At 71.9% G+C, this 958-nt stretch carries 1 protein-coding gene; it reads right to left on the bottom strand.

Translation table 11 applies throughout. The features are described 5' to 3' along the window. The coding region (locus FUT87_RS13955; RefSeq protein ID WP_186830530.1) for a hypothetical protein at positions 1–958 on the bottom strand (958 nt) is incomplete at both ends.

The following is a 958-nucleotide window of genomic DNA, read 5'->3' as shown; positions in this document are numbered from 1 at the left end:
TCCACGGTCAGCGCGCCCTGCGCCGTGACGGTGCCGGTGTTGACCAGCGCATCGGCCTTCAGATGACCGTCACCTTGCGCGCGGACCGTCCCGCTGTTCTGCAGCGCGCCGCTCGCGCGCAGGTCGAGATCAGCGCCCGCCTGCATCGAGCCCGCATTGCTCAGGCTCGTCACGTCCGCCGAGAGCTTGCCGCGCGCCGCGATCAGGCCCACGCCAGCGTTGCTGACCGTGCCGCCCGTCAGCGTCACGTCGACGGCACCGAGCTGTCCATCGCGGTTCGTCAGCGTGCCGGCATCGATCGTCAGGCTGCTCGCGCCGTGGATCAGGCCGCCGGTGTTGTCGAGCTCACCGCCGACCGCCAGCGCCGCCGAGCTCTGCGCGAGCAGCTCGCCGCCGCGCAGCTTCAGCGTGGCCGCGTGGACCGTCACGCGGTCGCCTTGCGCCGTCGCGCCGCTCAAGTCGGCATCGCCCGCGATGTTCAGCGCCAGCGCGCCGTTGCCGGCGATCGTGCTGTTGACGCCATTCAGCGTCGTCGCATCCAGACGCAGCGTGCCGCCCGTCGCGCCCGCATGAATGATCTGGCCCGCGCCGTTCTCGATGCGGTCCGCCGACAGCGTCAGCGCCGTGCCATTGCCCGCGATGCGCCCGCCCTGGTTGTCCAGGACGCCGCTCAGCGTCGCGGTGAACTGGCCCGCGGCATCCGTCTGACCGATCTGGCCGCCGGCATTGCGCCAATCGACCGCGGTGATGGCGACGCTGGCGCCACTCATGCGCGCGCCTTCGGTGTTGAGCGTGTCGCTGCTGCGCAGGTCGAGCAGATCACGCACCGACAGCAGCGCGCGATCGAGTCGCAGCTCGCCGCCACGCGCATTCAGCGCGATCGACGCAGCCGTGGTCTGGCTGTCCTGCAGCAGCAGCGACGCGCCCTCCAGCGTCGCGCGGCCCACCGCCTGCGCGG

The organism is Mitsuaria sp. TWR114 (genome assembly GCF_007997345.1).
The sequence above is the reverse complement of the archived record's forward strand: the minus strand, read 5'-3'. Positions and strand labels throughout refer to the sequence as shown.